This is a genomic window from Mycobacterium florentinum (assembly GCF_010730355.1).
GTDB classification, from domain to species: domain Bacteria; phylum Actinomycetota; class Actinomycetes; order Mycobacteriales; family Mycobacteriaceae; genus Mycobacterium; species Mycobacterium florentinum.
Genome location: NZ_AP022576.1, coordinates 3,324,828 through 3,348,740 on the forward strand (window position 1 = coordinate 3,324,828; position 23,913 = coordinate 3,348,740).

At 67.4% G+C, this 23,913-nt stretch carries 29 protein-coding genes; 14 read left to right on the top strand and 15 right to left on the bottom strand.

What is annotated here, in order from left to right; genetic code table 11:
• The 5 genes from G6N55_RS15720 to G6N55_RS15740 all read right to left on the bottom strand — a co-directional run bounded on the left by G6N55_RS15720 (nucleotide 1) and on the right by G6N55_RS15740 (nucleotide 4,822).
• Nucleotides 1-1,176, bottom strand: a complete 1,176-nt coding sequence (locus tag G6N55_RS15720) for a cytochrome P450 (RefSeq protein WP_085222990.1) — start codon at nucleotides 1,174-1,176, stop codon at nucleotides 1-3.
• 47 nt (nucleotides 1,177-1,223) lie between these two features.
• A complete protein-coding gene (locus tag G6N55_RS15725; protein WP_085222419.1) occupies nucleotides 1,224-1,928 on the bottom strand; it encodes an NIPSNAP family protein in 705 nt (234 codons plus the stop codon).
• The gene (locus G6N55_RS15730; protein WP_085222418.1) at nucleotides 1,928-2,509 is read right to left on the bottom strand and encodes a hypothetical protein; all 582 of its coding nucleotides are present in this window, start codon (nucleotides 2,507-2,509) and stop codon (nucleotides 1,928-1,930) included. Before G6N55_RS15730 ends, G6N55_RS15725 begins: the two co-directional genes overlap by 1 nt.
• Before the next feature lie 164 nt (nucleotides 2,510-2,673).
• Nucleotides 2,674-3,843, bottom strand: coding sequence for a CaiB/BaiF CoA transferase family protein (locus G6N55_RS15735; RefSeq protein ID WP_085222417.1), 1,170 nt, complete (start codon nucleotides 3,841-3,843; stop codon nucleotides 2,674-2,676).
• Between the two features lie 58 nt (nucleotides 3,844-3,901).
• Nucleotides 3,902-4,822, bottom strand: coding sequence for an NmrA family NAD(P)-binding protein (locus G6N55_RS15740; RefSeq protein WP_085222416.1), 921 nt, complete (start codon nucleotides 4,820-4,822; stop codon nucleotides 3,902-3,904).
• A gap of 100 nt (nucleotides 4,823-4,922) precedes the next feature.
• On the opposite strand from G6N55_RS15740, the gene G6N55_RS15745 reads away from it, so the two are divergent.
• Nucleotides 4,923-5,408 (top strand): winged helix-turn-helix transcriptional regulator, encoded by a 486-nt coding sequence (locus G6N55_RS15745; protein WP_085222415.1) that lies wholly within the window; start codon nucleotides 4,923-4,925, stop codon nucleotides 5,406-5,408.
• A 10-nt stretch (nucleotides 5,409-5,418) separates the two neighbouring features.
• The gene (locus G6N55_RS15750) at nucleotides 5,419-6,093 is read left to right on the top strand and encodes a DUF427 domain-containing protein (protein WP_085222414.1); all 675 of its coding nucleotides are present in this window, start codon (nucleotides 5,419-5,421) and stop codon (nucleotides 6,091-6,093) included.
• Here G6N55_RS15750 and G6N55_RS15755 read toward each other — a convergent pair.
• On the bottom strand, nucleotides 6,020-6,871 hold the full coding sequence (locus G6N55_RS15755) for a hypothetical protein (protein WP_139826859.1): 852 nt from the start codon (nucleotides 6,869-6,871) through the stop codon (nucleotides 6,020-6,022). The two genes, G6N55_RS15750 and G6N55_RS15755, sit on opposite strands and share 74 nt — an antisense overlap.
• Nucleotides 6,872-6,928: 57 nt before the next feature.
• On the opposite strand from G6N55_RS15755, the gene G6N55_RS15760 reads away from it, so the two are divergent.
• Nucleotides 6,929-7,591, top strand: a complete 663-nt coding sequence (locus tag G6N55_RS15760; RefSeq protein ID WP_139826858.1) for a TetR/AcrR family transcriptional regulator — start codon at nucleotides 6,929-6,931, stop codon at nucleotides 7,589-7,591.
• 38 nt (nucleotides 7,592-7,629) lie between these two features.
• Here the strand turns inward: G6N55_RS15760 and G6N55_RS15765 are convergent, their stop codons facing one another.
• The 3 genes from G6N55_RS15765 to G6N55_RS15775 are packed head-to-tail and all read right to left on the bottom strand — an operon-like array spanning nucleotide 7,630 to nucleotide 10,617.
• A complete protein-coding gene (locus G6N55_RS15765; RefSeq protein ID WP_085222411.1) occupies nucleotides 7,630-8,805 on the bottom strand; it encodes an acyl-CoA dehydrogenase family protein in 1,176 nt (391 codons plus the stop codon).
• The gene (locus G6N55_RS15770) at nucleotides 8,805-9,719 is read right to left on the bottom strand and encodes an LLM class F420-dependent oxidoreductase (RefSeq protein ID WP_085222410.1); all 915 of its coding nucleotides are present in this window, start codon (nucleotides 9,717-9,719) and stop codon (nucleotides 8,805-8,807) included. Before G6N55_RS15770 ends, G6N55_RS15765 begins: the two co-directional genes overlap by 1 nt.
• Nucleotides 9,720-9,735: 16 nt before the next feature.
• On the bottom strand, nucleotides 9,736-10,617 hold the full coding sequence (locus G6N55_RS15775; RefSeq protein WP_179968073.1) for an acyl-CoA thioesterase: 882 nt from the start codon (nucleotides 10,615-10,617) through the stop codon (nucleotides 9,736-9,738).
• Between the two features lie 143 nt (nucleotides 10,618-10,760).
• Between G6N55_RS15775 and G6N55_RS15780 the strand changes: the two genes are divergently transcribed.
• The 4 genes from G6N55_RS15780 to G6N55_RS15795 are packed head-to-tail and all read left to right on the top strand — an operon-like array spanning nucleotide 10,761 to nucleotide 13,561.
• On the top strand, nucleotides 10,761-11,237 hold the full coding sequence (locus G6N55_RS15780; RefSeq protein ID WP_085222409.1) for an SRPBCC family protein: 477 nt from the start codon (nucleotides 10,761-10,763) through the stop codon (nucleotides 11,235-11,237).
• A gap of 55 nt (nucleotides 11,238-11,292) precedes the next feature.
• Nucleotides 11,293-12,111, top strand: coding sequence for an SMP-30/gluconolactonase/LRE family protein (locus G6N55_RS15785; RefSeq protein WP_085222408.1), 819 nt, complete (start codon nucleotides 11,293-11,295; stop codon nucleotides 12,109-12,111).
• Between the two features lie 20 nt (nucleotides 12,112-12,131).
• Complete coding sequence (locus G6N55_RS15790; protein ID WP_085222407.1) at nucleotides 12,132-12,953, top strand: thioesterase family protein; 822 nt, start codon at nucleotides 12,132-12,134, stop codon at nucleotides 12,951-12,953.
• A gap of 53 nt (nucleotides 12,954-13,006) precedes the next feature.
• Entirely contained in the window at nucleotides 13,007-13,561 is a 555-nt protein-coding gene (locus G6N55_RS15795) for a TetR/AcrR family transcriptional regulator (RefSeq protein ID WP_085222406.1), read from the top strand.
• Here the strand turns inward: G6N55_RS15795 and G6N55_RS15800 are convergent.
• Entirely contained in the window at nucleotides 13,550-14,890 is a 1,341-nt protein-coding gene (locus G6N55_RS15800; RefSeq protein ID WP_085222405.1) for an FAD-binding oxidoreductase, read from the bottom strand. The two genes, G6N55_RS15795 and G6N55_RS15800, sit on opposite strands and share 12 nt — an antisense overlap.
• Before the next feature lie 83 nt (nucleotides 14,891-14,973).
• Between G6N55_RS15800 and G6N55_RS15805 the strand changes: the two genes are divergently transcribed.
• Nucleotides 14,974-15,627 carry a nitroreductase gene (locus G6N55_RS15805; RefSeq protein WP_085222404.1) on the top strand — a complete coding sequence of 218 codons (654 nt, stop codon included), beginning with the start codon at nucleotides 14,974-14,976 and terminating at the stop codon, nucleotides 15,625-15,627.
• Here G6N55_RS15805 and G6N55_RS15810 read toward each other — a convergent pair.
• Nucleotides 15,624-16,364, bottom strand: a complete 741-nt coding sequence (locus G6N55_RS15810) for a glucose 1-dehydrogenase (protein ID WP_085222403.1) — start codon at nucleotides 16,362-16,364, stop codon at nucleotides 15,624-15,626. The genes G6N55_RS15805 and G6N55_RS15810 overlap by 4 nt on opposite strands.
• A 19-nt stretch (nucleotides 16,365-16,383) precedes the next feature.
• Nucleotides 16,384-17,484: an NAD(P)H-dependent amine dehydrogenase family protein gene (locus G6N55_RS15815; protein WP_085222402.1), complete on the bottom strand. Its 1,101-nt coding sequence runs from the start codon at nucleotides 17,482-17,484 to the stop codon at nucleotides 16,384-16,386.
• Nucleotides 17,485-17,725: 241 nt separating this feature from the next.
• On the opposite strand from G6N55_RS15815, the gene G6N55_RS15820 reads away from it, so the two are divergent.
• Genes G6N55_RS15820 through G6N55_RS15835 form a run of 4 tightly spaced genes read left to right on the top strand, consistent with a single transcriptional unit; the run spans nucleotide 17,726 to nucleotide 20,805 of the window.
• A complete protein-coding gene (locus G6N55_RS15820) occupies nucleotides 17,726-18,619 on the top strand; it encodes an alpha/beta hydrolase (protein ID WP_085222988.1) in 894 nt (297 codons plus the stop codon).
• A 45-nt stretch (nucleotides 18,620-18,664) separates the two neighbouring features.
• Complete coding sequence (locus G6N55_RS15825; RefSeq protein ID WP_085222987.1) at nucleotides 18,665-18,955, top strand: YiaA/YiaB family inner membrane protein; 291 nt, start codon at nucleotides 18,665-18,667, stop codon at nucleotides 18,953-18,955.
• Between the two features lie 48 nt (nucleotides 18,956-19,003).
• Entirely contained in the window at nucleotides 19,004-20,146 is a 1,143-nt protein-coding gene (macS, locus tag G6N55_RS15830; protein ID WP_169718497.1) for a MacS family sensor histidine kinase, read from the top strand.
• The gene (locus G6N55_RS15835) at nucleotides 20,143-20,805 is read left to right on the top strand and encodes a response regulator (protein ID WP_085222400.1); all 663 of its coding nucleotides are present in this window, start codon (nucleotides 20,143-20,145) and stop codon (nucleotides 20,803-20,805) included. The genes macS and G6N55_RS15835 overlap by 4 nt, the downstream gene beginning before the upstream one ends.
• Here the strand turns inward: G6N55_RS15835 and G6N55_RS15840 are convergent.
• From G6N55_RS15840 to G6N55_RS15850, 3 genes are all read right to left on the bottom strand, one after another.
• Nucleotides 20,769-21,269: a hypothetical protein gene (locus G6N55_RS15840; RefSeq protein ID WP_085222399.1), complete on the bottom strand. Its 501-nt coding sequence runs from the start codon at nucleotides 21,267-21,269 to the stop codon at nucleotides 20,769-20,771. The two genes, G6N55_RS15835 and G6N55_RS15840, sit on opposite strands and share 37 nt — an antisense overlap.
• A complete protein-coding gene (locus G6N55_RS15845; protein WP_085222398.1) occupies nucleotides 21,266-22,558 on the bottom strand; it encodes an acyltransferase family protein in 1,293 nt (430 codons plus the stop codon). The genes G6N55_RS15840 and G6N55_RS15845 overlap by 4 nt, the downstream gene beginning before the upstream one ends.
• Nucleotides 22,559-22,636: 78 nt before the next feature.
• Complete coding sequence (locus tag G6N55_RS15850; RefSeq protein WP_085222397.1) at nucleotides 22,637-23,272, bottom strand: TetR/AcrR family transcriptional regulator; 636 nt, start codon at nucleotides 23,270-23,272, stop codon at nucleotides 22,637-22,639.
• 174 nt (nucleotides 23,273-23,446) lie between these two features.
• On the opposite strand from G6N55_RS15850, the gene G6N55_RS15855 reads away from it, so the two are divergent.
• On the top strand, nucleotides 23,447-23,572 hold the full coding sequence (locus G6N55_RS15855; protein WP_139826857.1) for a hypothetical protein: 126 nt from the start codon (nucleotides 23,447-23,449) through the stop codon (nucleotides 23,570-23,572).
• Nucleotides 23,573-23,779: 207 nt separating this feature from the next.
• Nucleotides 23,780-23,905, top strand: a complete 126-nt coding sequence (locus tag G6N55_RS15860) for a hypothetical protein (protein WP_139826856.1) — start codon at nucleotides 23,780-23,782, stop codon at nucleotides 23,903-23,905.
• Nucleotides 23,906-23,913 lie beyond the last annotated feature (8 nt).

A 23,913-nucleotide genomic window follows, 5' to 3' on the forward strand; every position in this document is an offset into this window, starting at 1 on the left:
TCAGACCTCCACCGGGATCTGGTTCCATCCCCACTGGAAGCTCGACGGCAGGCGGGTGGCGTCCTGGCCCTTGATATCGAAGTCGGGCACCCTGCGCAGCCATTCCTGTACCAGCACAGCCACTTCCAGCCTGGCGAGGTGATAGCCGACGCAGAAGTGCTGGCCCCGGCCGAACACCAGCGAACGCGCGATGGGCCGATCCCAGATGAACTCGTCGGGGTCGGGGTACTCGCGTTCGTCGCGATTGGCCGAGGCGAGCAGCGTGATGACCCGCTGGCCCGGCTCGATGGCCTGGCCGTGAATGGTGAACGGCCGGCGCGCCGTCCGGGCGAACCACTGCGCGGGCGCGCAGTACCGCAGCATCTCCTCCCGGGCCACCGGCACGGTGGCGGCCGGGTCGGCCCGCACCGCGGCGAGCTGATCGGGTCGCCGGCGCAGCTCCCACAGCCCGTGCGCGGCGATCTTGGGCACGGTCTCGGTGCCCCCGATGAAGATGCACAACATCTGCGTGGCGGCTTCGACGTCGGACAGGGCACTGCCGTCGGGCAGCCGGTAACCCAGCAGCCCATCGACCACCGGAAGCGGGCCGCCGGACTGGTCGGCCCGGCGCCGCCGCACCACGGGAATCAGATATTCGAGGTAATTGGGGCGGGCCTGCGCGGTGTCGACTCCCTCACCCGGCGCGGTGAGGCTGCCGGCATTGACGGCGGCCAACACCTGCGGTGCGAGTTCGGTTGATATACCCAGCAAGTCACACACCATCGAGGCCGCCACGATGCCGCCGTAGTCCTGGGTCAGATCGAATGACCCCTGCGGCAGCAATAGGTCGAGGCGCTCGTTGGCCAGCTCTCGGATCCTGGCCTCCAGCCCGGCGACCGACCGCGGCCGCAAGGGCGCCGAGTGTGAACGACGGATCTCACCGTAGAGATCGGTGTCGAACACCGCGTGAAAAGGCAAGGGATGCAACGGCGGATCCTCGACCGGCCCGGTGTTGTGCTTGGCCAGCACCGCCGCCGGGGGCAGGGTTCCTTCCGACGCGACGAAGGTTCCGTCGTTGACCTCGAGAACCTGCCAGATGTCCTCGAACCGGGACAGCGCGAAGGTATCCCACTGCGGCATGTAGTAGACCGGATAGTCGTCACGCAGAGTTCGGTAGTACGGCAACGGATTTGCCATGACATCCGCGTCGAAGGGGTCGTACGCGAAGTCGGTGTTCGCGGCGGTCACTGCAGCGGAGAGGGCGGTAGGGCCTGCAGAATCGAGTCTTCCCAGCCGTCGCGCAATGCGGGCGCCACGCTCATCCAGGTGACGATCTCGGCGGGCGGGCTGTCCTTCCACGAGGGGTAGTGGTTGGCGAAACATTCCCAGCCGCCGTCCAGCGCCCAATAGTGGATGACCTCGTTGAAGCGGAACGTGGTGGTGAACGAACCCAGCCAGCGTTTCCCGGTGCGCTCCGACCACGGGACGTAAAGCCGCTCCAGCTCGCGGATGTAGTCGTCCTGGCGTCCCGGCTTGGTTTGCATGATCTCCTGAATCACCAGCGGCGCGCTGAATTTGGCCTCGCGCAACTGGGCCAGAGTCTTGTTGCTCGGCCCGGGGTACATGATGCGCCCCTCGCCCGAGGCGCCCGTCTCGGACAGAAACGCCGACCACTTGCCGGCCTCGGCCTCATGACTGCCGCCGCGGGCCTGGGCCGCCCCGATCCTCGCGTAGTCGGCGAACCCGTCGATCTCCCAGATGACCGTCACCTGCGGCCAGTGACCGTTGTACGGCGTGGATTCCCACATCGCGAACAGCCGGGCGCCGAGCGCGTCCATCATCGGCTGGTAGGTGTCGGTGAAAACCTCGGTGAAGCGGTCGCTCGAACCGGATCCCAACGAGATCGTCTCGTGCAGGTAGAGCAGGGTGTGGCCGTAGTACTTCTTCATCAGTCGAACCGGACCGGCTCTGAATCGCCGTGCGAATAGCTCGCCTCACACAGCAGCGTCTCGGTCGGTTCCACCAAGGCAGACGGGATCCCGGCTGCTGCAAGGGCATAGCCCTTGAACCTGCGCGCCGCAGCGGACAGCACGTGCTGGGCACGCGTCATTCCGCGGTTGACCCCCAACGGCCACCCGTCGCCCCATAGCGCGACTTCGGTCAGCCGGTCGTCCAGGGACTTGAGCACCTTGTCACGCACGCGCGCGTCCGCGGTGAACGCCTCGACGCTGACGGCCAGCGTGTGACTCGTGGAGCCGATCGCGGTCGGGACGTACTCCGATTCGGCGTCCACCACCGCCACCCCGAGGATGCGCAGCGGGCGGGTGTCGCAGCTGCCCGGCAGCAACACGGTCACCTCCCAGCCGGCCATTACCCGGTCGTAGAGCCACCCGCCGGCCGAGTGCACGACGTCGACGGCGCTTCCCGCAACCACGTCCAGTCGATACCGCAGACACTCGCCGTTGCCGCGGGTGGCTCGCCCACCCCTGACACGCCCGCTCTGGCTGATGTCGAACGTCGGAGTGACCATCAAATCCGTTCCTCACCGCCACACCGCGGAGTGCGTTGGCTCCAAGGCAGCTGCAGCGCTTGTCATGGGCTTCCCAAGGGCTGACGCCGCCTCACACAGCGGTGACGCGGCTCATGGCACAGCGTGACACTTCTGCCGAAATTTGTAAAGCTCCTCGGGAGTGGTCAGGAGCGGCGGCGGGCCTTCAGTTCGGCCAGAATCTCGTCGGTGTGCTGCCCCAGTTCCGGGGCCGGGGAGCGCGGCGCCCACGGTGTTCCGTGGAAATCCGCCGGGGTGGCAACCATCCCGACGCCGGCGTCGCCGTCGGGGACGTCGACGATGCCGCCCGCGGTGTGGAACTGCTCATCGGCCACGACGTCTTCGATCGAGTTGATCGGCGACCAGAAGAAGTCGGGTTCGGCGGCAAAGGCCTGCGCCCATTCGTCGAGCGAGCGGGTTGCGAAGATCTCGTCCAATTCGGCGATCAGCTCCGGGCCGTTGACGAAGCGGGCGGCGGCGTCGCGAAAGCGCGGGTCCTCCAGCCATTCGGGGCGGCCGACGACCCGGCACAGCGGCGGCCAGTGCCGGTCGCCTTCGAGGCCGACGATCCAGAAGCGCCGCCCGTCACCGGCGGCGTAGTTGTTCATGCACGGGTTGCCCATCGTTTCGCGCTGGCCGATCGCGATCGGCTGGCCCGTCAGCAGATAGGTGTTGAGGTCGAAGCTGACGGTGTAGGCGCCCTGGCGGTACAGCGAGGTCGTCACCAGCTGACCGGTCCCGGTGCGCTCGCGGGCCAGCAGCGCCGCGCAGATGGCCGCGGCCAGGGTCATGCCGGCCGAGTGGTCGCCCATGCCGCCGCGCTGGAACGGCGGCGTCTGGCCGGGCCGGGTGAGCAGGTGGGCCACCCCGGCGCGCGACCAGAACGCGGCCACGTCGTAAGCGGCCCGGTCGGCGTCGGGGCCGGTCCGGCCGTAGCCGGTGATCAGGCCGTAGACCAACCGAGGGTAGCGAGCGGACAGCGACTCGAAGTCCAGGCCGAGTCGTTGCAACGCGCCGGGCCGGACGTTGGTCACGAAAACGTCTGCGTCATCCAGCAATTCGAAGGCGGTGTCCCGGCCCTGGTCGGTGGTGAGGTCCAACACGATGCTGCGTTTGGAGCGGTTGTCCAGCTCGAACGGCGGGTTGACCCCGAGGTCGCAGCCCAGCATCCGGCCGAACATGCGGCCCGGGTCGCCGGCCGGCGGCTCGATCTTAATCACGTCCGCGCCCCAGTCGGCCAGGATGCCGCTGGCCGCCGGACCCGCCACCCACACTCCGAGCTCGACGACTTTGAGGCCTTCCACGGGTCCTGGCATGGCTAAGTTCCTACTCCGTGCCGCAACCGGAGCGCGCACATGCCCCCATCGCGGGCGGTCAGCTCGCTTTGAGCTGGCCCCGTCGCACGAAGCGGCCGTCGTGGTCGAACTCGGCGCGGTTGGCGTTGACGTAGTCGGCCACCGTCATCGGCTTGTGCCCCCCGATCACCTCGACCAGGTTGTTCTCGCCGGCGAAGATGCCGTCCTGGTAGTCCTGGGCGACGCTGCTGATGTGCTGCACGAAGAATTCCGGGAAGCCCGCAGCGGTCAACCCGGCCGCAAAGGCCGGGATCGAGACCGGCTCATAGCGGACCGGAAAGCCGACCGTCTCGGCGATTTCGTTCGCGATCCCGTAATGGTCGAGCTCGTGGTCACCGACCAGCGGGTAGACCTGACGGTCGTGCGGCGCGGGGTTCGCCAGGATGGCGGCGATCACTGCGGCCTGGTCCGACCCGGAAATCGGCGCGTGCCGCCCGTCGCCGAAGGGCAGCTGTAGTACGCCTTCGTTGTCATTGCGCTGCCACTGCCATTTCAGCCACTCGGCGAAGAAGGTAGGGCGCAGGTGGGTGGTCTTGAACGCGGCGCGGTCCAGGAGCCGTTCGGCGATCCAATGGTGCTGGGCGGCATTGCTTTTCGCATCCCGGCGAGCGGATATCTGCGACATGTTGACCACCGCGTCAACCCCGGCCTCGCTGGCGGCCTGGGCGAAAATCGCCGTGGCTGCCAGCAGCGTGCCCGGAGCGATCGGATAGCAGAAGTAGGCGGCGTCGACACCGGTCATGGCGGCGCTGACGGAGCGGAAGTCCAGTAGGTCGCCCTCGACGAGCTCGGCGCCGAGAGCGGCCAGCGCGTCGGAGCGGCCGTCGATGCGGTGCACGAAGGCGCGGACCCGGTGGCCGGCTTCGCGCAGAATCTCGACGGTGGGCGCCCCGGTGTTGCCGGTCGGCGCGGTGATCAGAAACAGCTTCTCGTTCGACATCTCGCCCTCCAGGCGGTTTTCCGATCTTACTAACGCTATCGTTATCCAGATCAAAGCACGCTATGCTGACTAACGCAAGCGTTATTCATAGGAGAGTTGGATGGAGTTCGAAAAGCGGCTGGCCGACCGCCGGCTTTGGTCCGTCGGCGAGTCCTGCTCGATGTCCAAGGTGCTCGAGCTGCTCAGCACCAAAACCGCGTTCCAGGTGCTGCGCGAATTGTTCTTCGGCACGGCTCGTTTCGAGGACTTCGTGGAGCGGATCGGGACGTCGGCACCGGCGGTGTCGCGGGCGCTCAAGCAGCTGGAGGCGGCGCAGATCGTCACCCGCGTCCCGTATCAGGAGCCCGGCAGTCGCGCCCGGGACGAATACCGGCTGACCGACGCCGGCGAGGACCTGTTGCCGGTGTTCATGGCGCTGGTGCAGTGGGGCGACACCTATCTGCAGAACGGCCCCGCGCCGCTGTCGTTCGTCGACACCGAGACCGGACAAACCCTCGGGGTCCGGGTGACCGCCGAAACCGACGCGCCCAAGAAACGTTCGTCGGACATCCAGATCTGCGGCATCGGCGCGGGACGCCGGCGCTAATCTGAGCCCCATGAGTCTGGTGGCCGGACGTGGTCCGCTCAGCATCGACCCGGCGGGTCGGTTCTCTCCGCCGCTGCCCGGCACCGTTGTCTACATCGAGCCGCACCCGCGCCGCGTCCAGGCGTTCAAGGACGGGCGCGCGGTGATCGACACCGAGCAGGCGCTGATGGTGCACCGGCCGGGCCGGCCGCTGAGTTATCTGTTCCGCGCCGAAGAGGTCGGCGAGCTGCCCGCCGAACCCGAGCCGCAAGCCCCGGGGTACGTGCAGGTGCCCTGGGATTCCGTCGACACCTGGCTGGAGGAAGGCCGCGAACTCGTTCACTACCCGCCGAATCCGTATCACCGCGTCGACTGCCGCCCCACCACGCGCCGCCTGCGTGTCTCGGCCGCCGGCACCACGCTGGTGGATACCCGCGACACCATGATCGTTTTCGAAACCGCGCTCGAGCCAAGGCTTTACGTCGATCCCGCACAGGTGCGTACCGATCTGCTCCGGCGCTCGGAGACGACGAGCTATTGCAACTACAAGGGTTTCGCGACGTACTGGTCCGCGGGTGACGTCGAGGACGTCGCCTGGAGCTATCCGGATCCGCCGCCGGAAAGCCTGCCCATCAAGGGTTTTCTGAGTTTCGACGGCGCGCGGGTGGAGATGCTGGCTGAGCTGCCACGCGGGTGTCGCGGGTGACGTGCCGGATCAGATAGTAGGACAGCGTCATGATCCACGAGAAGAAGAAGATCATCGGGATGCCGAGGCCGATGATGCCGTTCCAGGCCAGCGGCCCGTCCTTGAAGAAGATGATCAGCCCGGTCGGGAACAGTGCCGCGGCAGTGGAGAAGCAGAGGTAACCCGCCCAGCGCGGGAAGACAACGGGCACGGCCCTATCACGCAGGATCGCGCCGCCCTGGGCGAGCAGGAGCAGGCTGAACACCGGATAGGGCATCACGAAGCAGAACCAGGCGATGTCATAGAGGGCCTGGGTGATGTAAGCGGGGATGTCACCGGCGCGATAGACCATGATGGCGAAGAACATTGGGCTGAGCGCCAGGATCGCCGCGCTCGCGCCGGCGCATACCAGTTGCACATAGGTCAGCGCGGGATGGCGGCCGTCGGTGCGCCTCAGTTCCAGGGCGACGCCCGTTGCAAACGTGGCGAACAGGCCGAATCCGATGATCATGAAGATGACGCCGATCCGGATGCCGATCCGGTGCTCGGCGAGGTTGGCGGCGACCTGTTCGGCGGGCAGGCCCGGGCTGGGGAACGGCAGGAACCGGGCGAAGGCGACGAACCCGATGGCGAACAGGACCGTGCAGGCGATGCCACTCCAGGCGCAGGCCAGCCGCGCTATCCGATTGGCTGTGGGGTCGGTGTCGGGCCGATCACCGGTGGCCGTGGCCCCGGCTAGCTGGTCTGTCGTCATCTCGCGCTCCTCCTTGTCAGCACCGCAAGACCAGCGCAGGCGCACTGATTTGAACATGTTGTTCGACTCATACAATATATTCGACTCGAATATGATGTCTAGATGCCGAATGAGTTGTCCGTACCCGTAGCCCGTCGCATGGCGAACGCGCGGATACGGACGGAGAGCACGCAAGCGCTGGTGGGTCGGCGCCGGCGTGCGGCGTCGGCGCGGGACATCCTCGCGGCGACCCGCCGATTGCTCTCCGGCGGAGAGCCGGTCACACATTTGAGTGTCGGACGGATCCTCACCGAGGCCGGTGTCGCCCGGGCAACGTTCTACGCGTGCTTTCCCGACAAGCGGGCCGTGATCGGTCAGCTGGCTCAGCAGTCGCTGGCCTGGCGCGAAGAGGTCTCGGGCGATGCGCTGCGCGATCCGAATATGACGCGGGAGACGCTGGACGAACTGATGCGCGCGATCGTTCGCCAATGGCGCGCGAATCGCCAAGTGCTGGGGGCGATCATCGAACTGGCCGAGCACGACAGGGGGATGCGCGAGGTGTGGGGCTCTGCCGTCGGGGAGATCGCCACGCAAACGGCAGGATATCTGCGACAACGCTGGGAGGGCAGCCCCGACGCGCCCGCGGACCCGGAGATGCTGGCCGCGGCGATGACCTGGATGTTCGAGCGCTGCTGTCACCAGCTCGTCGTCGACGACACCTCGGCGGAGCGGGTTGCCATGGCACTTTCGGAAATCCTTTGGCGGACAACAACATATAAGGTATAGCAGGTACGCTGGCCGGCCTACCGGGGCCTTGACGCCGCTCAGCCGCCGTAGCTAGGGCGCCCGAGCTTCAGCTCGTGCTGGGCGATCATGTTGCGGAATACCTCCATGGTGCCGCCGTAGATCCCGGCCGGTACGCCGTGCCGGAAGATGAATTCCACGGCGCCGTCGTCCGCGGAACCCGTTGCGTCGGTGGGCAATGCCGACGCGGTGCCCAGCATGTCCATCAGGTCCGGCGAGACGTCGCGCATCGTCTGAATGAGCGCCACGCGTCCGTAGATGCCGGGCGTCGACAGCGCCGCCTCGATGCGGGCCAGGCTGCGCCCGAGCCGGTATTTCGTCGACTCGTCGTCGATCGGGCGGTTCCCGTTGGCATCCGGCGTGGCCAGGATCGCCGCGACTCCGTCGGCCGCCTCGGCCATCAGGTGTCCGTGCTCCGACATCATCGAAACGTTCTGCAGGCCATGGTCTTCGGTCTCGGTTATGCCGTGTTCGGCGTCGAGGGCGAACCGCATCACCGTCCAGCCACCGTTGACCTCACCGATCCGGTAGCGGTCGTCGACCCGCACGTCGCTGTAGTAGACGATGTTGGTGCGGTCGCCGTCCAGGGTGCGGATGCCCTGGATCTCAATGCCCTCCGAATCCAGCGGCACCAGAAACATGGTCAGGCTCTTGTGTTTCGGCGCTTGCGGGTCGGTGTTGGTGAGCAGGAAGACATACTTGGCGTTTTGCGCGTTCGAGGTGAACATCTTGGAGCCGTTGATGATCCACGCATCGCCGTCGCGCACGGCGCGGGTCTTGCAGGTCGCCACGTCGGAGCCGCCCTCGGGCTCGGTGTAGCCCAGGCACAACCGGATCTCACCGGACAGCACGCCCGGCAGCACCGCGTCGACGAGCTCGGCTTTCCCGAATTGGCGCACCAACTTCGCGACGACCGCGGTGGTGCCCCAGTGGAACCACGGCGTGTGGGCCCGGCCGATCTCGAGGTGGAAGATTCGCCGGCGCACCGGAGTGAATCCCCCTTCGGACTCCAGCTTGAAATCCGACGTCAGGTACCCCTCTTCGCCCAGCGCCAAATGCACTGGTTCACTGAAGTTTTCGCCCGTCTCACGATCGCGGCGCAACACCTCGTCGGTGACGTGCTTGGCGATGAACGCCCGGGTCTGATCGAAGAATTCCTGATCCTCGGGCGAAAGGCCGACGCGGGAGAAGTCCATCAGGCCGCGTCGATCACCACGGTACGGAAACGATCGAGGGTTTCGAGCACGTGCGCCATGCTGTCACCGGGCAGGTGGACGCTGGTCCAAGTGACGCCCAGCTTCGCCAGGTTGTCCAGGCCCTCGAGGTAGGCATCGGCGTTGAATTCGTCGGCGGCGGGGCTGCCGCCCTCGGGGTTGGCGAAGGTGATGTCGATCGACGACCAATCCCGGCCCGCCGCATCGCATCGGCGCCGCAGGTCGTCGATGGCCGCCGCAAGCTGCTCGGTAGTGGTGATCGCCGCGGTGCCCGCCGTCTGGGCCAATTGGGGCGGGGCGGGAAAAGGGCACCAGCCGTCGCCGTATTGCGCGACCCGCTGCCGGGCCGTGGTGGTGTTGCCGCCGATCCAGATCGGCGGGCTGCTGGCGGGCCGGGGGTGCGCGGTAATGCCGCGCGCGCTGAAATGCTTTCCCTCGAACGTGATGTCGTCGCCGGTCCAGATCGCCCGGATCACTTGCAGGGATTCCTCGAACAGCTCGGCGCGTTCGTCGTAACTGACACCCAGCGCGGCGAACTCGCGCTTGAGGTAGCCCACGCCGACCGCGAGCGTGAAACGCCCTCCGGACAACAGGTCCAGGGTGGCTCCGGATTTGGCCACCACGAACGGGTTTCGATACGGCAGCACCACGATGTTGGGAATCAGCCGCAACGTCGACGTGGTGGCGGCCGCGAAACCCAGTGTGACAAAAGGATCCAACGCATCGTGGCCGCCGGCCTCCAGCCACCGCTGCGACGGTGCCGGGTGATCGGTCAGGCCGAAACCGTGGATGCCGACCGCTTCGCAGGCCGCGGCGACCTTCCCGATGCCCTCCCCGCTGACCAATTCGGGGTTGTAGGGGTGGCTGTGCATCGGGTGGGTGATCGTGAAGCGCATTGGGGTTCCCCAGCCGTCAGAAGCGAGCGCGCGAATCGATCGCGGTGTCGCTGATGCGCAGCGGCCGGATCAGCGCCTCCTGGGCGAAGGAGGCCAACAGCTCCCCCTCCTCGCTGTGCACGGTGCCGCGCACGTAGGACATGCCCGCGCCGACCTGGGTGCTCTCATGCGTGTAGAGCAGCCACCCGGTCCAGTCGACCGGCTCGTGGAAGGCCACCGAGATGCTCATCGGTGCGGTGGACACGGTCAGGTGCGCCTGGGCGGTGCCGATGCCCTCATGCGCGCGCATCGTGGTGGAGATCCCCAGATGACCGGTGAAGTACGCCAACAGCGCCTTGGCCAGTTCGTCTCGGGTGGGAATCGGGTCGTAGTGCAACCACGCGTAGAGCTCCGGCGGGCCGACCTCGTCGGGGCTGTTGACGTCGACGACGTCGACCAGGCGCAGCTCGCGCCCGACCATCGGCATCGGTGAGTGGTGGGCGTCGGCGGGGGCGGCCACGTCGGGCCGCGGCAGGTGGTGGCGGATGACGTCGTCGGTGGGGACGTCGGCCAGCACCGTGATGCTCAGGCAGCGCCGCCCGTTCTGGTGCACGGCGACGACCGCGGTGGCGGTGGACCGGCCCTCGGACACCACGTCCAGGACGAGCTCGATCGGTGGGCCGACGACCACCGCACGCGAGAACACCGCGTGCGCCGAACGCACCGACTTGTCCGGGAATCGTTTGGCCACGGCCACAATCGCCTGGGCGAGCACCTGGGTGCCTTCCACCACCTGACGTTCGTCGCCGACCGCGATGCCGGTGTCCCCGGTGAACCGGTCGTCCCCGTCGGCCCGCACGTCAAACAGATCCAGCAGGCCCTGCACCGTCCACTCGGTCTGCTCAGATTCCGTGGTCAAGTCCGATCCACCTCTCGCGTTGGCAGCTTCCGGCCCAGCGTGACACTTTGAGTAGGATTTGTAAAGCTTGGCTAACAAGACTCCGGCGGGCACTGCGGGCAGCGCCCGAACAGGCCAATGGAAAGCGCAGAGAGGCAACACAATTGGGCATCGTGACGAGCACCTCAGAGACCGCGTTCACCCAGTCCGCAGAAACCGTGTACGACTTCGTCACCAACCCGCAGAACTGGACTAAGACCTACCCCGGCAGCGCGCACATCGGCAAACTGCCGCCGCTGCCGCTCAAGGTCGGCGACACCTGGGAGGAGGCCGGTCCCGACGGGGACCGGATCTTCACCTGGCAGCTGGCCGTCGCGGTGCGACCCATCCAGTTCGTGTTCACCTCGATCGGGCGCCTGGGCCACGACCGCGACGGCAACGGGGGCCTGGAGGGCCGCATCACGGTGTCCTATCGGTTCAGCACGCCCGGCCAGGGCGTCACGCTCTTTTCCCGCACCATGACCATTGAGGCCCCCAAGCACGCTCCGCTGCCCGATCGGCTCTTCGAGCAGGCCAATCCGGCCCGGATCGACGCGTATCACGAGGCCGTCGCGCGCGAGCTCGCTCCGGCAGCAGATTGACACCAGCGCCGCCGTTGCATGACACTTTTGCGGTGTTTTGTAAAGGCGTGAGCCGATGATCCCCGAGCCGCTGGCCAACGGGTTCTGCTTCGGCGAGGGCCCCCGGTGGTTCGAGGGCCTGCTGTGGTTCTCCGACATGCTGGGCGAAGCGGTCCACACCTCGACCCTGGGTGGGGCGCTGACCACGTTGCCGCTGCCCGGGCACTCGCCGTCGGGCCTGGGTTTTCGCCCCGACGGGTCGCTGCTGATCGCCTCGGCCGACGACCGGCGGGTGCTGCGCTACGACGGAGAAACCGTCGTGGAGGTCGCCGATCTCACTCCCCTGGTGCCCGCCAACCTCGGCGACATGGTGATCGACGACGCGGGCCGCGCCTACATCGGCTCCCAGGCCCGAACCGGCGGCGTCATCGTGCGCCTCGATCCCGACGACAACGCCGTCGTCGTGGCCTCAGACCTCGACTTTCCCAACGGCATGGTCATCACGGCGGACCGCAAGACGCTGATCGTCGCCGAATCGATCGGCCGCCGGCTCACCGCCTTCACCATCGGCGATTCCGGCGCGCTGGGCGACCGCCGGGTCTTCGCCGAGGGCCTGGACGGACCGCCGGACGGCATCGCCCTGGACGCCGAGGGCGGCGTGTGGACGTCGATGACGCTGGCTCACCAATTCGAGCGGATCGTCGAGGGCGGCGCCGTGACCGACCGCATCGACATGGGCGAGCGGGTCGCCATCGCCTGCGCGCTCGGCGGCCCCGAACGTCGCATCCTGTTTCTGCTGTCGAGCACCGACGCCTATCCTCAGCGGCTGGTGGGCACCCGGGGATCGCGGCTCGACGCCGTGCAGGTCGCCACGCCCGGCGCCGGGCTGCCCTGAGACACCCGAGAGGGAGACACGTGACCGACAGCTACTACGAACTGATCGATGACGCCGACGCGGTGGGCGAGAAGTTCCGGGCGACCGACCTGGCCCGCGGCACCTGGTCGGCAGCGATCCAGCATGGCGGACCGGTGTCCGCGCTGCTGGTCCGCGCCCTGGAGCGCTGCGAGCAGCGCGACGACACCCGGCTGTCGCGGGTGGTGATCGACCTGCTGGGCGGGGTGCCGTCGGAAGGCGACATCTGGGTGCGCTCGCAGGTCCAGCGCGGCGGCAAGCAGATCGAGCTGGTCACCGCCGAGATGCTGGCGCCCGGTCCCGACGGCCAGCCTCGCCCCGTCGCCCGTGCCAGTGGCTGGCGGCTGCAGCTGCAGGACACCCGGGCCGTCGCGCACGCGGCGGCGGAACTGCCGCGACCCCGCGCCGACGCCCGCAACCGCAACCTCAAGGCCAAGGAGTGGGACCGCAACTACGTGCACAGCCTGGAGTGGCTGTGGCTGACCGAGCCGCTGACACCGGGCCCCGGCGAATCGTGGATCAAGCCCGAGGTCGACCTCGTCCAGGGCGAGACGATGACGCAGCTGGAGCGGCTGTTCGCGGTGGCCGACTGTGCCAACGGCATCGGCAGCAAGCTCGACATCACCAAATGGACGTTCCTGAACACCGATCTGGCGGTGCACGTGTTTCGTGTTCCCGACGGGGACTGGGTCGGCATTCGGGCGGAGACCAGCTACGGGCCGGACGGCATCGGAACCACCATCGGCACGTTGTACGACGAGCAGGGCGCGGTCGGCGCCATCCAGCAGTCTGTGCTGGTGCGCCGGCGCCCGCCCAAAGCCTGACGGGGGACAGCGCAGATGTGGCTAGTTCGGCAATACTTCGTAAAGTCTCAGATATGACTCAGCCGGCCGCCGCGACGACCGTGACCGACGCGGACACCTCGACGCGTCAGCGGATCCTGTTGGCGACCGCCGAGGTGCTCGGCCGCAACGGCAAAACCAAACTCAGCCTGTCCGAGGTCGCCACCCAGGCCGGGGTATCCCGGCCCACGCTCTACCGCTGGTTCGCCTCCAAAGAGGAGCTGTTGTCTGCGTTCTCGCAGTACGAGCGCCAGCTTTTCGAAAGCGGTTTGGTGCGAGCCACCGCGGGGCTCAAGGGCTACGAAAAGCTGGACGCCGTGCTGCGATTCATTGTCGAGTACCAGCACTCCTACTCGGGTGTGCGCATGGTCGACGTGGAACCCGAGCACACCATCGCCCAGTTCGCGCATGTCATCCCGCAGATGCGCGACGGTCTGCAACGGCATCTGCCCGGTCCCAACGCCGCGGTGAAGGCGGCGACCGTGATCCGGATCGCGATCTCGCACTACATCGTTCGCAGTGACGACGCCGAGCAGTTCCTGGCCCAGCTGCGCCACGCCGTCGGGATCAAACCGGCCTCAGCTGAATAGCACCGCGGCGTTGAGGTATCCGGTCGGGTCCAGCGCGGCCTTGACCGACCGCATGGCCACGATATCGGTTGCATCCCTGGACATTTCGAGGTAGTCACGCTTGCGGCTGCCGACGCCGTGTTCGGAGCTGACGTTGCCGCCACACCGCGCGATCAGGTCCATCATCGGCCCGTACAGCGCCTTCTCCTCCTCGAGCGGCACGCGCAGCACGTTGAGATGCAGGTTGCCCTCCCCGACATGGCCGAACAACAGGGGCACCGCGTCACTGACCCGCTCGCGGATCAATGCGACCGCATCCGCGGCGAACCGGGAGATCGCCGCCAGCGGCAGTGACACGTCGAACTTCAACGGCGGGCCGTACACGCCGAGCACCTCGGCCAGCGATTCGCGGACACGCCAAAGTCGTTGCTGTGCAGCAGCATCCACGCCCACCGCCGGCTCGGCGCACAGCGGTGCGTCGTCGAGCAGATCAGCCAGCCGCTCGGTCTGATCGTGGTCGGCGGCCAGCTCCACCAGCAGCAGCCAGGCCGCCTCGACCGGTGCACCGAACCCGAGGTGCTCGGCGGTCAGGGCGCCCGCGCGGCCGTCGATCAACTCGAGTGCGGCGATCCCATCCACGTCGCGGAACGTCCGCCCGGTGTCGATCAGCGCCTCGAGATCGTCGAAACCGCACACCGCGGTCACCCGATGCGACGGGGTGGGGTGCAGCCGCAGATCCAGCGCGGTGATGACGCCGAGGGTGCCCTCGGCGCCGACGAACAGTGCGGGTAGGTCGTATCCGGTGTTGTCGCTGCGCACCAGGCTGTGCCGGCACATCAGCGACCCGTCGGGCAGCGCCACATCCAGGCCGAGGACTTGTTCGCCCATGTTGCCGTAGCGGACCGTACGCAGCCCGCCCGCATTGGTCGAGGCCATGCCGCCGACCGTCGCGGTGTCGCGCGCGGCGAGGTCCACGCCGAACACCAGTCCCGCCGCGGCCGCGGCGTGCTGCACCGCGGCCAGCGTCGCGCCGGCGCCGACCGCGATACGGCGCTCGACGGTGTCGACATCGCCTAGCGCACAAAGCCTTTCGGTGGACAGCAGCACGTCGTCATGCTCGGGAACGGTACCGGCCACCAGCGAGGTCCGACCGCCCTGCACGGTGACGTGCGCCCCGGCATCGCGGCACAGCCGCAACACCTCGGCGACCTCCTCGGCCGACCCGGGACGGACCAGCGCACTGGCGCGGCCGCGATAGCGGCCGGTGTGGTCGACGCTGCGCCCGGACAGCACGTCGGGGTCGGTCACGACGTGCTTGGATCCGACCGCGTCTTGCAAACCGCGCAGCATGTTCGCGGTTATAGCACCCGCCGACACCGGTCGATCACACCGGCTTGGAAGACTGCGGGGATCACCCGACGCAGGGAGCACCGATGTACGACCTCGAAGACGTGATCAGGCAACGCCGCTCGATCAGGATGTTCCAGCCCGATCGGCCGGTGCCCAGGGATTTGCTCCACGACGCGCTCGACCTGGCGATTCGCGCACCGTCGAACTCGAACGTGCAACCGTGGCACCTCTACTTCGCTACCGGTGCGGCCAGGGGCCGGTTGGTGGCCGCGCTGCTCGAGGCCGCCGAGGCGGGACCGCCGAAAGTACCGCCGCTGCCGGATGCGTTCGCCCACTATCGAAGCGACACCGGCAAGGTGGTCTACGGGTCGATGGGCATCGCTCGCGACGACCGGGCGGGCCGGCGCGCCGCGGTGCTGCGCAACTGGGAGTTCTTTCGGGCGCCGGTGGCCGGCGTCGTGTGCATGCATCACGAGCTGGGCCTGACGGACGCCCTCGGCGTCGGGATGTTCCTGCAGAACCTGATGCTGGTGCTCACCGCGCGCGGGCTGGGCACCTGCGTTCAGGTGGCGATCGCGGGCTACCCCGAAGTCCTGCGCGAGCAACTCGACATCCCGGCCGAGTTGACCATCCTGTGTGGCCTGTCGGTCGGCTACCCCGACCCGGATTTTCCCGCCAACCACATCCGGCTCGGCCGGGATCCGGTCGAGCAGAAGGTTCTGTTCGCCGAGGACTAGAAGTCCTTGTGGTTCACGTCGGTGATCAGCCCGCCGTCCATGATGAACTCGCTGCCGGTGGAGTAGGACGACTCGTCGCTGGCCAGGAACAGCACGAACGTCGCGACCTCGCGCACTTCGCCCGGACGGCCGAGCGGAATGGTCACCATGTCCTCGGGCAGGTGGGCGGTCATCGGGGTGCGGATGAACCCCGGGTGCACGGAGTTGACCCGGATGTTGTGCGGCGCCAGCTCCAACGCCGCCGACTTGGCCAGGCCGCGCACGCCCCACTTGGACGCGACGTAGGGGTGCACCATGGGTGCGCCGCGCAGCCCCTCGATGGACGACACGTTGATGATCGAGCCGCCGCCTGCCTCGATCATCGGGTCGACGGCCACCCGCATACCCAGGAACGTCCCGGTCAGGTTGACGTCGATGACCTTCTGCCACTTGGCCAGATCAAAGCTCCGCAGCGGGCCGAGCGCGACGGTCCCGGCGTTGTTCACCAGCACGTTGAGCTTGCCGAATTCGCCGATCGCGGTCGCGACCGCGGCCTCCCACTGGTCAAGCTGCGTGACGTCGAGGTGTACATAGCGCGCGGAGTCGCCGAGTTCCTCGGCCAGCGCCTTGCCCTGGTCGTCGAGGATGTCGCCGATGACGACCTTGGCACCCTCCTCGACGAGCAGGCGCGCGTCTTCGGCGCCCATCCCGCCGGCGGCGCCACTGATGAGTGCAACTTTGCCGTCTACTCGACCCACGTGCGGGTCTCCTTTCGTTTTAAGTGGTCACCAAAGTGCTTGGTGCGTAAAGACCTTTGCCGGTTACCAGCGGTAAGTCGAGTGTGGTCCGGATGCCCGGCGGGGCCGCGATCACCGCCGGGATGGCGTTGACGACACGGCCCGCGGCGCCGGCGATCGCGGCGTGGTTGTGGTCGCCCTTGCGGCTGCTCGGAATGATGTCGACCGCATACGACGGCTCACCGGTGATCTCGACGCGGTACGAGCCGTCGCCGGAGGCGGGCCGGGGCAAGTCGGGGCGCAGGTCGGGCCGTAACCGGGTGACGTGCTCGATGACGATGGCGGGATGGCCCTTGACCATGCCGCGGATCTCGAACTGCAGCACCGCGACGGTGCCCTTGGCGACGTGTCCGATCGCGATGTCGAAGTCCTCGGGCGCCGGTTCGCGCTGGTAGGACTCGGTGATCGCGTCGACCTCGATACCCAGGCCTGCCGCCAGCTGTCGGATCGCGGTGCCCCAGGCGATGCTGAGGATGCCCGGCTGCAGCAGCATCGGAATTTCGTCCATGGGCCGGGCGAAGCCCATGTAGGTCATCACTTCGATGCCGTCGTAACTGGCGTAGTCGTGGATCTCCATGCAGCGCACCTGCTCGATACGCTGACACGTCCCGGCGAGCGCGAACGGGATCAGGTCGTTGGCGAACCCCGGGTCGACGCCGCTGATGAAGATGCTCGAATTACCTTGCTGGGCAGCGTCTTCAACGCGAGCGATGTATTTGTCGGGCATCACACCCCAGGGGAACTGCAGCAGCCCGGGCGACGACCCGACTACGTTGATGCCTGCGGCCAGGATGCGCATGACGTCGGTCATCGCGTCGGGCAGCCGGGTATCGCCCATCGCGCAGTAGACGACACACTCGGGCTTGGCGGCGATGATCGCGTCCAGGTCGTTGACGGCCTTGATGCCGGTGACGGTCGGGGTGTCCAGGCCGACGCCGCACAGTTCCCCGGCGTCGCGGCCCACCTTCTCCGGGGTGGACACGTTGACGCCGGTCAGTTCGAATTGCGGGTTGGCGATCAGTTCGGCCAGGGCCAGGCCTCCGACGTTTCCGGTACCGACGTGCGCGACGCGGATCGCCATGACATCTCCGTCCCTCGAAGTCCCTGGAACCCAGGCAAACTTTTCTAGACAGTAGTCCATAACTTCCGGGCCGCCTACCGGGCCGGACTTAACCGCGGCGCTCGCGAGCGTAACGCCAGGGCGCAAAATTGAGCGCAATCTCGCCGTGGCGTTACGCTCGCGCCCGAGGGGCCGGAGCCGGGCCGCCGACAGGGCCGGACTTAACTGCGGCCAGGCAGAGGCCAGGCAGAATGGAATGCCGATGACTCAGCGCGAAGATGTCCAATTCAGTTCCGGCGCCGACCGGATCAGCGCCTGGCTCTATCGACCGTCCGACGTGGGCGATGCGCCGCTGGTGGTACTGGCGCATGGCCTGGGTGGGGTGCGCACCATGCGACTCGATGCCTACGCCGAGCGATTCAGCGCGGCCGGCTATGCCTGCCTCGTCTTCGACTACCGCAACTTCGGCGACAGCGAGGGTCAGCCGCGCCAAGTCCTGGACATCGATATGCAGCTGGCCGACTGGGCCGCCGCGGTGGCCTATGCCCGCACCCTGGACGGCATCGATCACGGTCGAATCGTGTTGTGGGGCACATCTTTTGCAGGCGGCCATGTGATCACCACCGCAGCCCGGTTGCCGGGTATCGCCGCGGTCATCGCACAGTGTCCGTTCACCGACGGCATCGCGTCGGCGCGCACGATCTCCCATCCGGTGGCCACCGCGCGCATCGCCGCACGGGCTATTCGCGACGTGATCGGCGCCCGATTGGGACGCCCGCCGGTAATGATCGCGACGGCGGGCAAGCCGGGCGACGTCGCGCTGATGAATACGCCCGACTCCTACGCGGGCTACCTGCGGCTGGTCCCCGACGGCGTCGAGCTGCGCAACGAGATCGCCGCACGCATCACGATGAAGGTCTTCACCTACCGGCCCGGCCTGCTCACCCCGAAAATCGGCTGCCCCATCCTGTTCTGCGTGTGCGAACACGATTCGCTGGCCCCCGCTGACGCGACCCTGCGCCACGCCGCCAAGGCGCCCCGCGGCGAGGTGGGGACCTATCCCGAGGGGCATTTCGCGATCTACGTCGACGACGCTTTCGAGCGAGTGATCGCCGATCAGCTCGCCTTCCTCGACAAGCATCTGAAATCTGAGTAGTCCTACCCTGTCCGGCGATACGGGTCCTTTCGCATGCTGGAACACATGGAAATTCCCAACGGCATGTCCAAGAACACCGCCGCCTTTTTCATCCAGGCCGCCACCGCATTCGGGGTCAGTTTCGTCAGCGCGCTCGGCGGGATCTGCTATCTCCCGCTCGATTCATGGCAGCGGCTGTTCCTCGGCATCACCGTGCTGTTTCTCGTCTCCAGCGCGTTCACCCTGGCGAAGGTGATCCGCGATCAGCAGGAAGCCGCGACCGTGCGGGTGCGTCTGGATGAAGCACGCATGGAGAAGCTGTTCGCCGAACACAACCCGTTTACCACCGCGACCTGATCCTCGGGCGAGCCCGCGTCGGGCCGTCGCCGACTTATGCTGAGCGCGATGACGCGCCCCAATCCGGATCCGACGACGCCGCTATGGCGTGCGGCGCAGGTGTTTCGGCTGCTGAGTTGCCTTTACGCGCTAGGCTTCCAGATCGCCGTCAATCCGGACCTGCGCCGGCCGGCCCTGGGGTGGGTGCTGTTCGCGGTGCTGATCGGCTGGAGCGCGGCCTGCGCGATTGCTTACCTGCGCGGGTTCGGCCGAAAGCCCGCGTGGGTGATCGCCGAGCTCGTGATCGTCGTTGCGCTGATGTGGTCGAACCGGGTCATCACGTTCGAGCATTGGGCGTCGGAAAACCAGACTTGGCCGACGACCTTGTGGGCCAGCAATCCCACCATCTCGGCCGCGATCCAGTTGGGCCCGGTTCGGGGCATGTTGACCGGTCTGGTGGTGATGGCCACCAATTTCGCCGTCAAGAACTATTTCGACCTCAACATGGCGCACAACGCGACGATCATCATCGAGCTGGCGATCGGCATGGCGATCGGCCTGGCCGCCCAAACCGCGCGGCGCGCGCACGCGGACCTGCAACGCGCCGCCCAGCTGTCCGCCGCGGTTCAGGAGCGCGAGCGACTGTCCCGCGAGGTGCACGACGGCGCCATCCAGGTACTGGCCCTGGTCGCCAAGCGTGGCCACGAAATCGGTGGCGCCACGGCAGAATTGGCTGACCTCGCCAGCGAGCAGGAACGGGTGCTGCGGCGCTGGGTCACCTCCGCCGGCATCGACGAGTCCGGGGACCGCACGACGATCGATCTGCGCACGCTGCTGCGCCGCCGCGAATCCGACCGCGTATCGCTGAGCTTGCCGGGCACCGCGGTGGCCCTGCCGCGCGGGGTGGCCGCCGAGCTGGATGCCGCGGTGGGCAACGCCCTGGACAACGTGCGCGCACACGCGGGAGCGGGCGCCCACGCGTTCGTGCTGCTGGAAGATCTCGGCGATTCGGTCACCGTGAGCGTGCGCGACGACGGCGTGGGCATCGCCGACGGCCGGCTGGAGGAAGCCGCGCAGCAGGGACGCTTGGGGGTCTCGAAATCGATTGTGGGACGGCTGGCGTCGCTGGGCGGCAGCGCGCGGCTGCACAGCGGCCCGGGTGAGGGCGTCGAGTGGGAACTGTGCGTGCCGCGCGATGGGGGGACCAAATGACCGACGACACCGCGGCGACGGTGATGGTCGTGGACGACCATCCGATCTGGCGCGACGCCGTTGCCCGCGACCTCGCCGAGGACGGATTCGACGTGGTCGCCACGGCCGGCAGCGTGGCCGCCGCCCGGCGCCGGGCGGCGGTGGTCAAGCCGGACGTGGTGGTGATGGACATGCGCCTGGCCGACGGCGATGGCGCGCAGGCGACGGCGGAGGTGCTGGCGGTCTCACCCGAGACTCGGGTGCTGGTGCTCTCGGCATCCGATGAACGCGACGACGTCCTGGAGGCCGTCAAGGCCGGGGCCACCGGCTACCTGGTCAAGAGCGCCTCGAAAGCCGAGCTGGCCGAGGCCGTGGCCGCCACCGCGGCCGGGCGGGCCGTCTTCACTCCCAGCCTGGCGGGACTGGTGCTGGGTGAATACCGCCGCATTGCCCAGATTAAGGACTCCGGACCGCCCGGCCCCAGCCTGACCGAGCGCGAGACCGAGGTGCTGCGGTATGTGGCAAAGGGACTGTCGGCCAAGCAAATTGCCGAACGGCTGTCGTTGAGCCACCGCACCATCGAAAACCATATCCAGGCGACCTTCCGGAAGCTGCAAGTCGCCAACCGCGTGGAGTTGACCCGCTACGCCATCGAGCACGGGCTGGACGGCGAACCCTGAGCCGGATACGGCTTTGGCAACGAAATAGCCAGTGCCACAGTCGATATCGTGGTGGCCAGGGCGTAGGCGAAGACGGTCCACGCCACCGCATCGGTGGGCAGCCCGGCCATGTCCTTGCCGAACACCAGCGGGGCCGAGACGATACGCGCCGCCAGCAGCAGACCGGCCAGCAATCCCGACACGGCTGCCACCAGGCTGACCCAGATGCCGGCGCGGCGCCGGCACAGCAGCATGACCGCGCCGGCGAACAAACCCATCGCCGCGACGGCTTCGAGCAATCCCACCAGGAGTAAACCCATCCCGGTGGGCGTCACCAGCAGCAGGGGAGACAAAAACCCAAGGCCGCGAACCAGTTTCGTCAACTCGAGGTCACAAGCGACGAAGCCCAGTCCGTTGACCGCGGCGCCGGCGAGGCCGAGCAGTGCGACCGGGATGGTCGCGGGCGACTGCTGCAGGGATTTCACGCCCGATCCCGACCGGCCGCCGCGAGCGCCCGAGCACCCAACAGGGCGGTCACCATCGTCGCGACACAAATCAACCCGTCCTCCTTGAGGCCCCACTTGATCGACGCCAGGGTAGCCACGCCCGCGACGCACAGCAGCAGCCCGGCGGCCAGGCCCCGGCCCACCGAGGTGATGGCCCCAGCGCCGTCCCAGCCGGCCAGCGGGTTGTTCTCCAGTGGCCGCAGCATCAGGAACAGCACCGCCACCATCGCGACCATCAGGAGCAGTTGCATGACGCTGACGGCGAGGTAGTCGGGCTGGCCGGGGTAGCGCGGGTGACCGGTCAGGTCGAACAGCAGGTGCATGCCGAGCAGTGCGGGCATGTGCCACAGGTACAGCGTCATCGCGCCGGAGTTGCCGAGCGCGGTCCACCACCACACGCGTGGCTGCTGCGCCCACCGGGTGATCGCGGGCATCGCGGCGATTGCCAACGCGCTCAGCACGATTGCGTGCCCGGCCTGCAGCAGCGACGGCGGGCTGGTGTTGGAAAGACCGTGATGCCCGGTACCGACCAGGCTGATTTCGTAGGGCCCCCAGCACACCAGGGCGACATTGACCGCGAGCACGCCCGCCGCCGCCGTCAGCGCGGCACGCCCGGGGAGTAGCCCACGGCGGTACGCGACGCCGAACATGGCGGGGATCAGCCAAACCGCCATGTTGAGGTACCCCAACCCCGACGCGGCCGGCCAATGCAGCCGGGTGGCGTCGATGATGGCGATGGCCCCGTAGACGGCAGCCACACCCGCGACGAAACGGGTTCGGGTGGTGATCCGGGCCAGGGCCGGCATCGCGGCCAACACCAGCACGTAGGCGCCCAGGAACCACAGCAGCTGGATGCTGACGCCGGCGACGGGCTGGTAGATATGTTGGGGCAGAACGGGATACAACAGCGTGAGGGCGACCGCCCAGAACCCGAGGTAGTAGAACACCGGCCGGAACAGCCTGGTGCAGCGCTTCATCAGCCAGCCGCCCCAGTTGGTGCCGGGCTGCCAGGACGACAGGCTCGCCGCGGCACCCGCGAAGAAGAACAGCGGCATGATCTGGAAAATCCAGGTGAGGGCCTGGAACACCACCGAGGTGGTCAGCAGGTTGTCCCAGGTCAGCACGTGGTTGCGGATGACGCTGATTGCCATCACCGTGTGACCGGCCACGACGCCGATCAGGGACACGATGCGAATGACGTCCAGGGCGCGGTCGCGATCGGCCGGCGTTTGGGCGGCCAATTCTGTGGGGTTGGGAAGTGTTTGCACCTCAAAAGCATCGCGAGCGGCGAACGCCAGGACCCGCGCAGTTCTACGCGTTGAGCGTGAGTAGTTCTACTCAAACCACTACGGCCCGAGCGGGGCCTCCGTGCGAATCGCCTCGTCACGGATCAGCCCCCGCAGCAGCGCGGTGCTGAACTCCGCGGCGATTTCCTTGGCGCTGCGCCGTCCGCTGGGCCGCAGCCACCGGTAGCTACCCAGCGTCATACCGATGTAGCCCAGCGCCAGCACGTGGGAGTCGCATTGGTAGAACTCGCCGCTGGCGATGCCGCGGTCGATCAGGCCGTGCACGTGGTGGTAGACCTGGGCTTCCTTCTCGCGGACCTCGGCGACCTGTTCCTCGGTGAACCATTCGGTGATGTAGGGCTGCTCCTGGAAATACACCGCCGCCCGCTCGGGATCGTTCGCGATGCCGGTGAGCAGCCGAATCGTGTATTGATAGAGCGCCTCGCGGGCCGTCCAGGAGGGATCGTCGTGCACGGCGGCCAGGGTGCCCTCGGCGGCCTGGCGGTAGATGTCGAACAGGATCAGCGACTTGCTGGCGTAGTAGTGGTAGACCGTCGCCTTGTTCAGGCCGATGACGTCGGCGACGTCATCCATCCGGGTGCCGTGGTAACCGCGGGCGGCGAACAGCTTGGTGGCAACGGCCAGCAACTCCTCGCGGCGCGTCAACCCGTTACGGGTGATGCTGTCGGATGACATCTCTACTCACTATCGTCGCTGCCAACGGGGCGGCATGGGCTGCGCGCCGGGCCCGGTTAAGGCAAGGTACCAATCAACTGGTTGGACAGTTTAGAGGCATGGACGCCTGTCGCACCGGCACGGATGCGACTAGACTCGATTATTCGAACTAGTCGCGAGTACAGAGGTGGGGCGATGGATCCGAGTCCGGACTACGACGGCAGCGACGAAATCGAATTCTTCATGAAGTACCTGACCTGGGGCCTGCGCGGCGTTCAGGACGGAAACGGCTACCCGCCGCCCGCCTACCCGCCCGTCTGAACAGACTTTTTCGCGTCCCGAACAAATTGCGGTGCCGCGCGCCGGCAGGCACCTGCGGGCCGACATCCGATTTCAGATTGTCTTTGTGCTGCACGGTAATTGGGGCCCAGCCGCGCTTGCCCCGATAGCGCTCGCCGCCGTCCGCGACCGGGTGCTGTGGACCGCGGCCCGATGCCGCAGCGCGTCGCCGAAACTAGCGTGGGCACGATGGACCCCAGTCCGGACTACGACGCCAGCGACGAAATCGAATTCTTCATGAAGTACCTGACCTGGGGCTTGCGCGGGGTCGAAAACGGCCAGGGGTACCCGCCGCCCGCCTACCCTCCGGTCTAGGCAAGCCT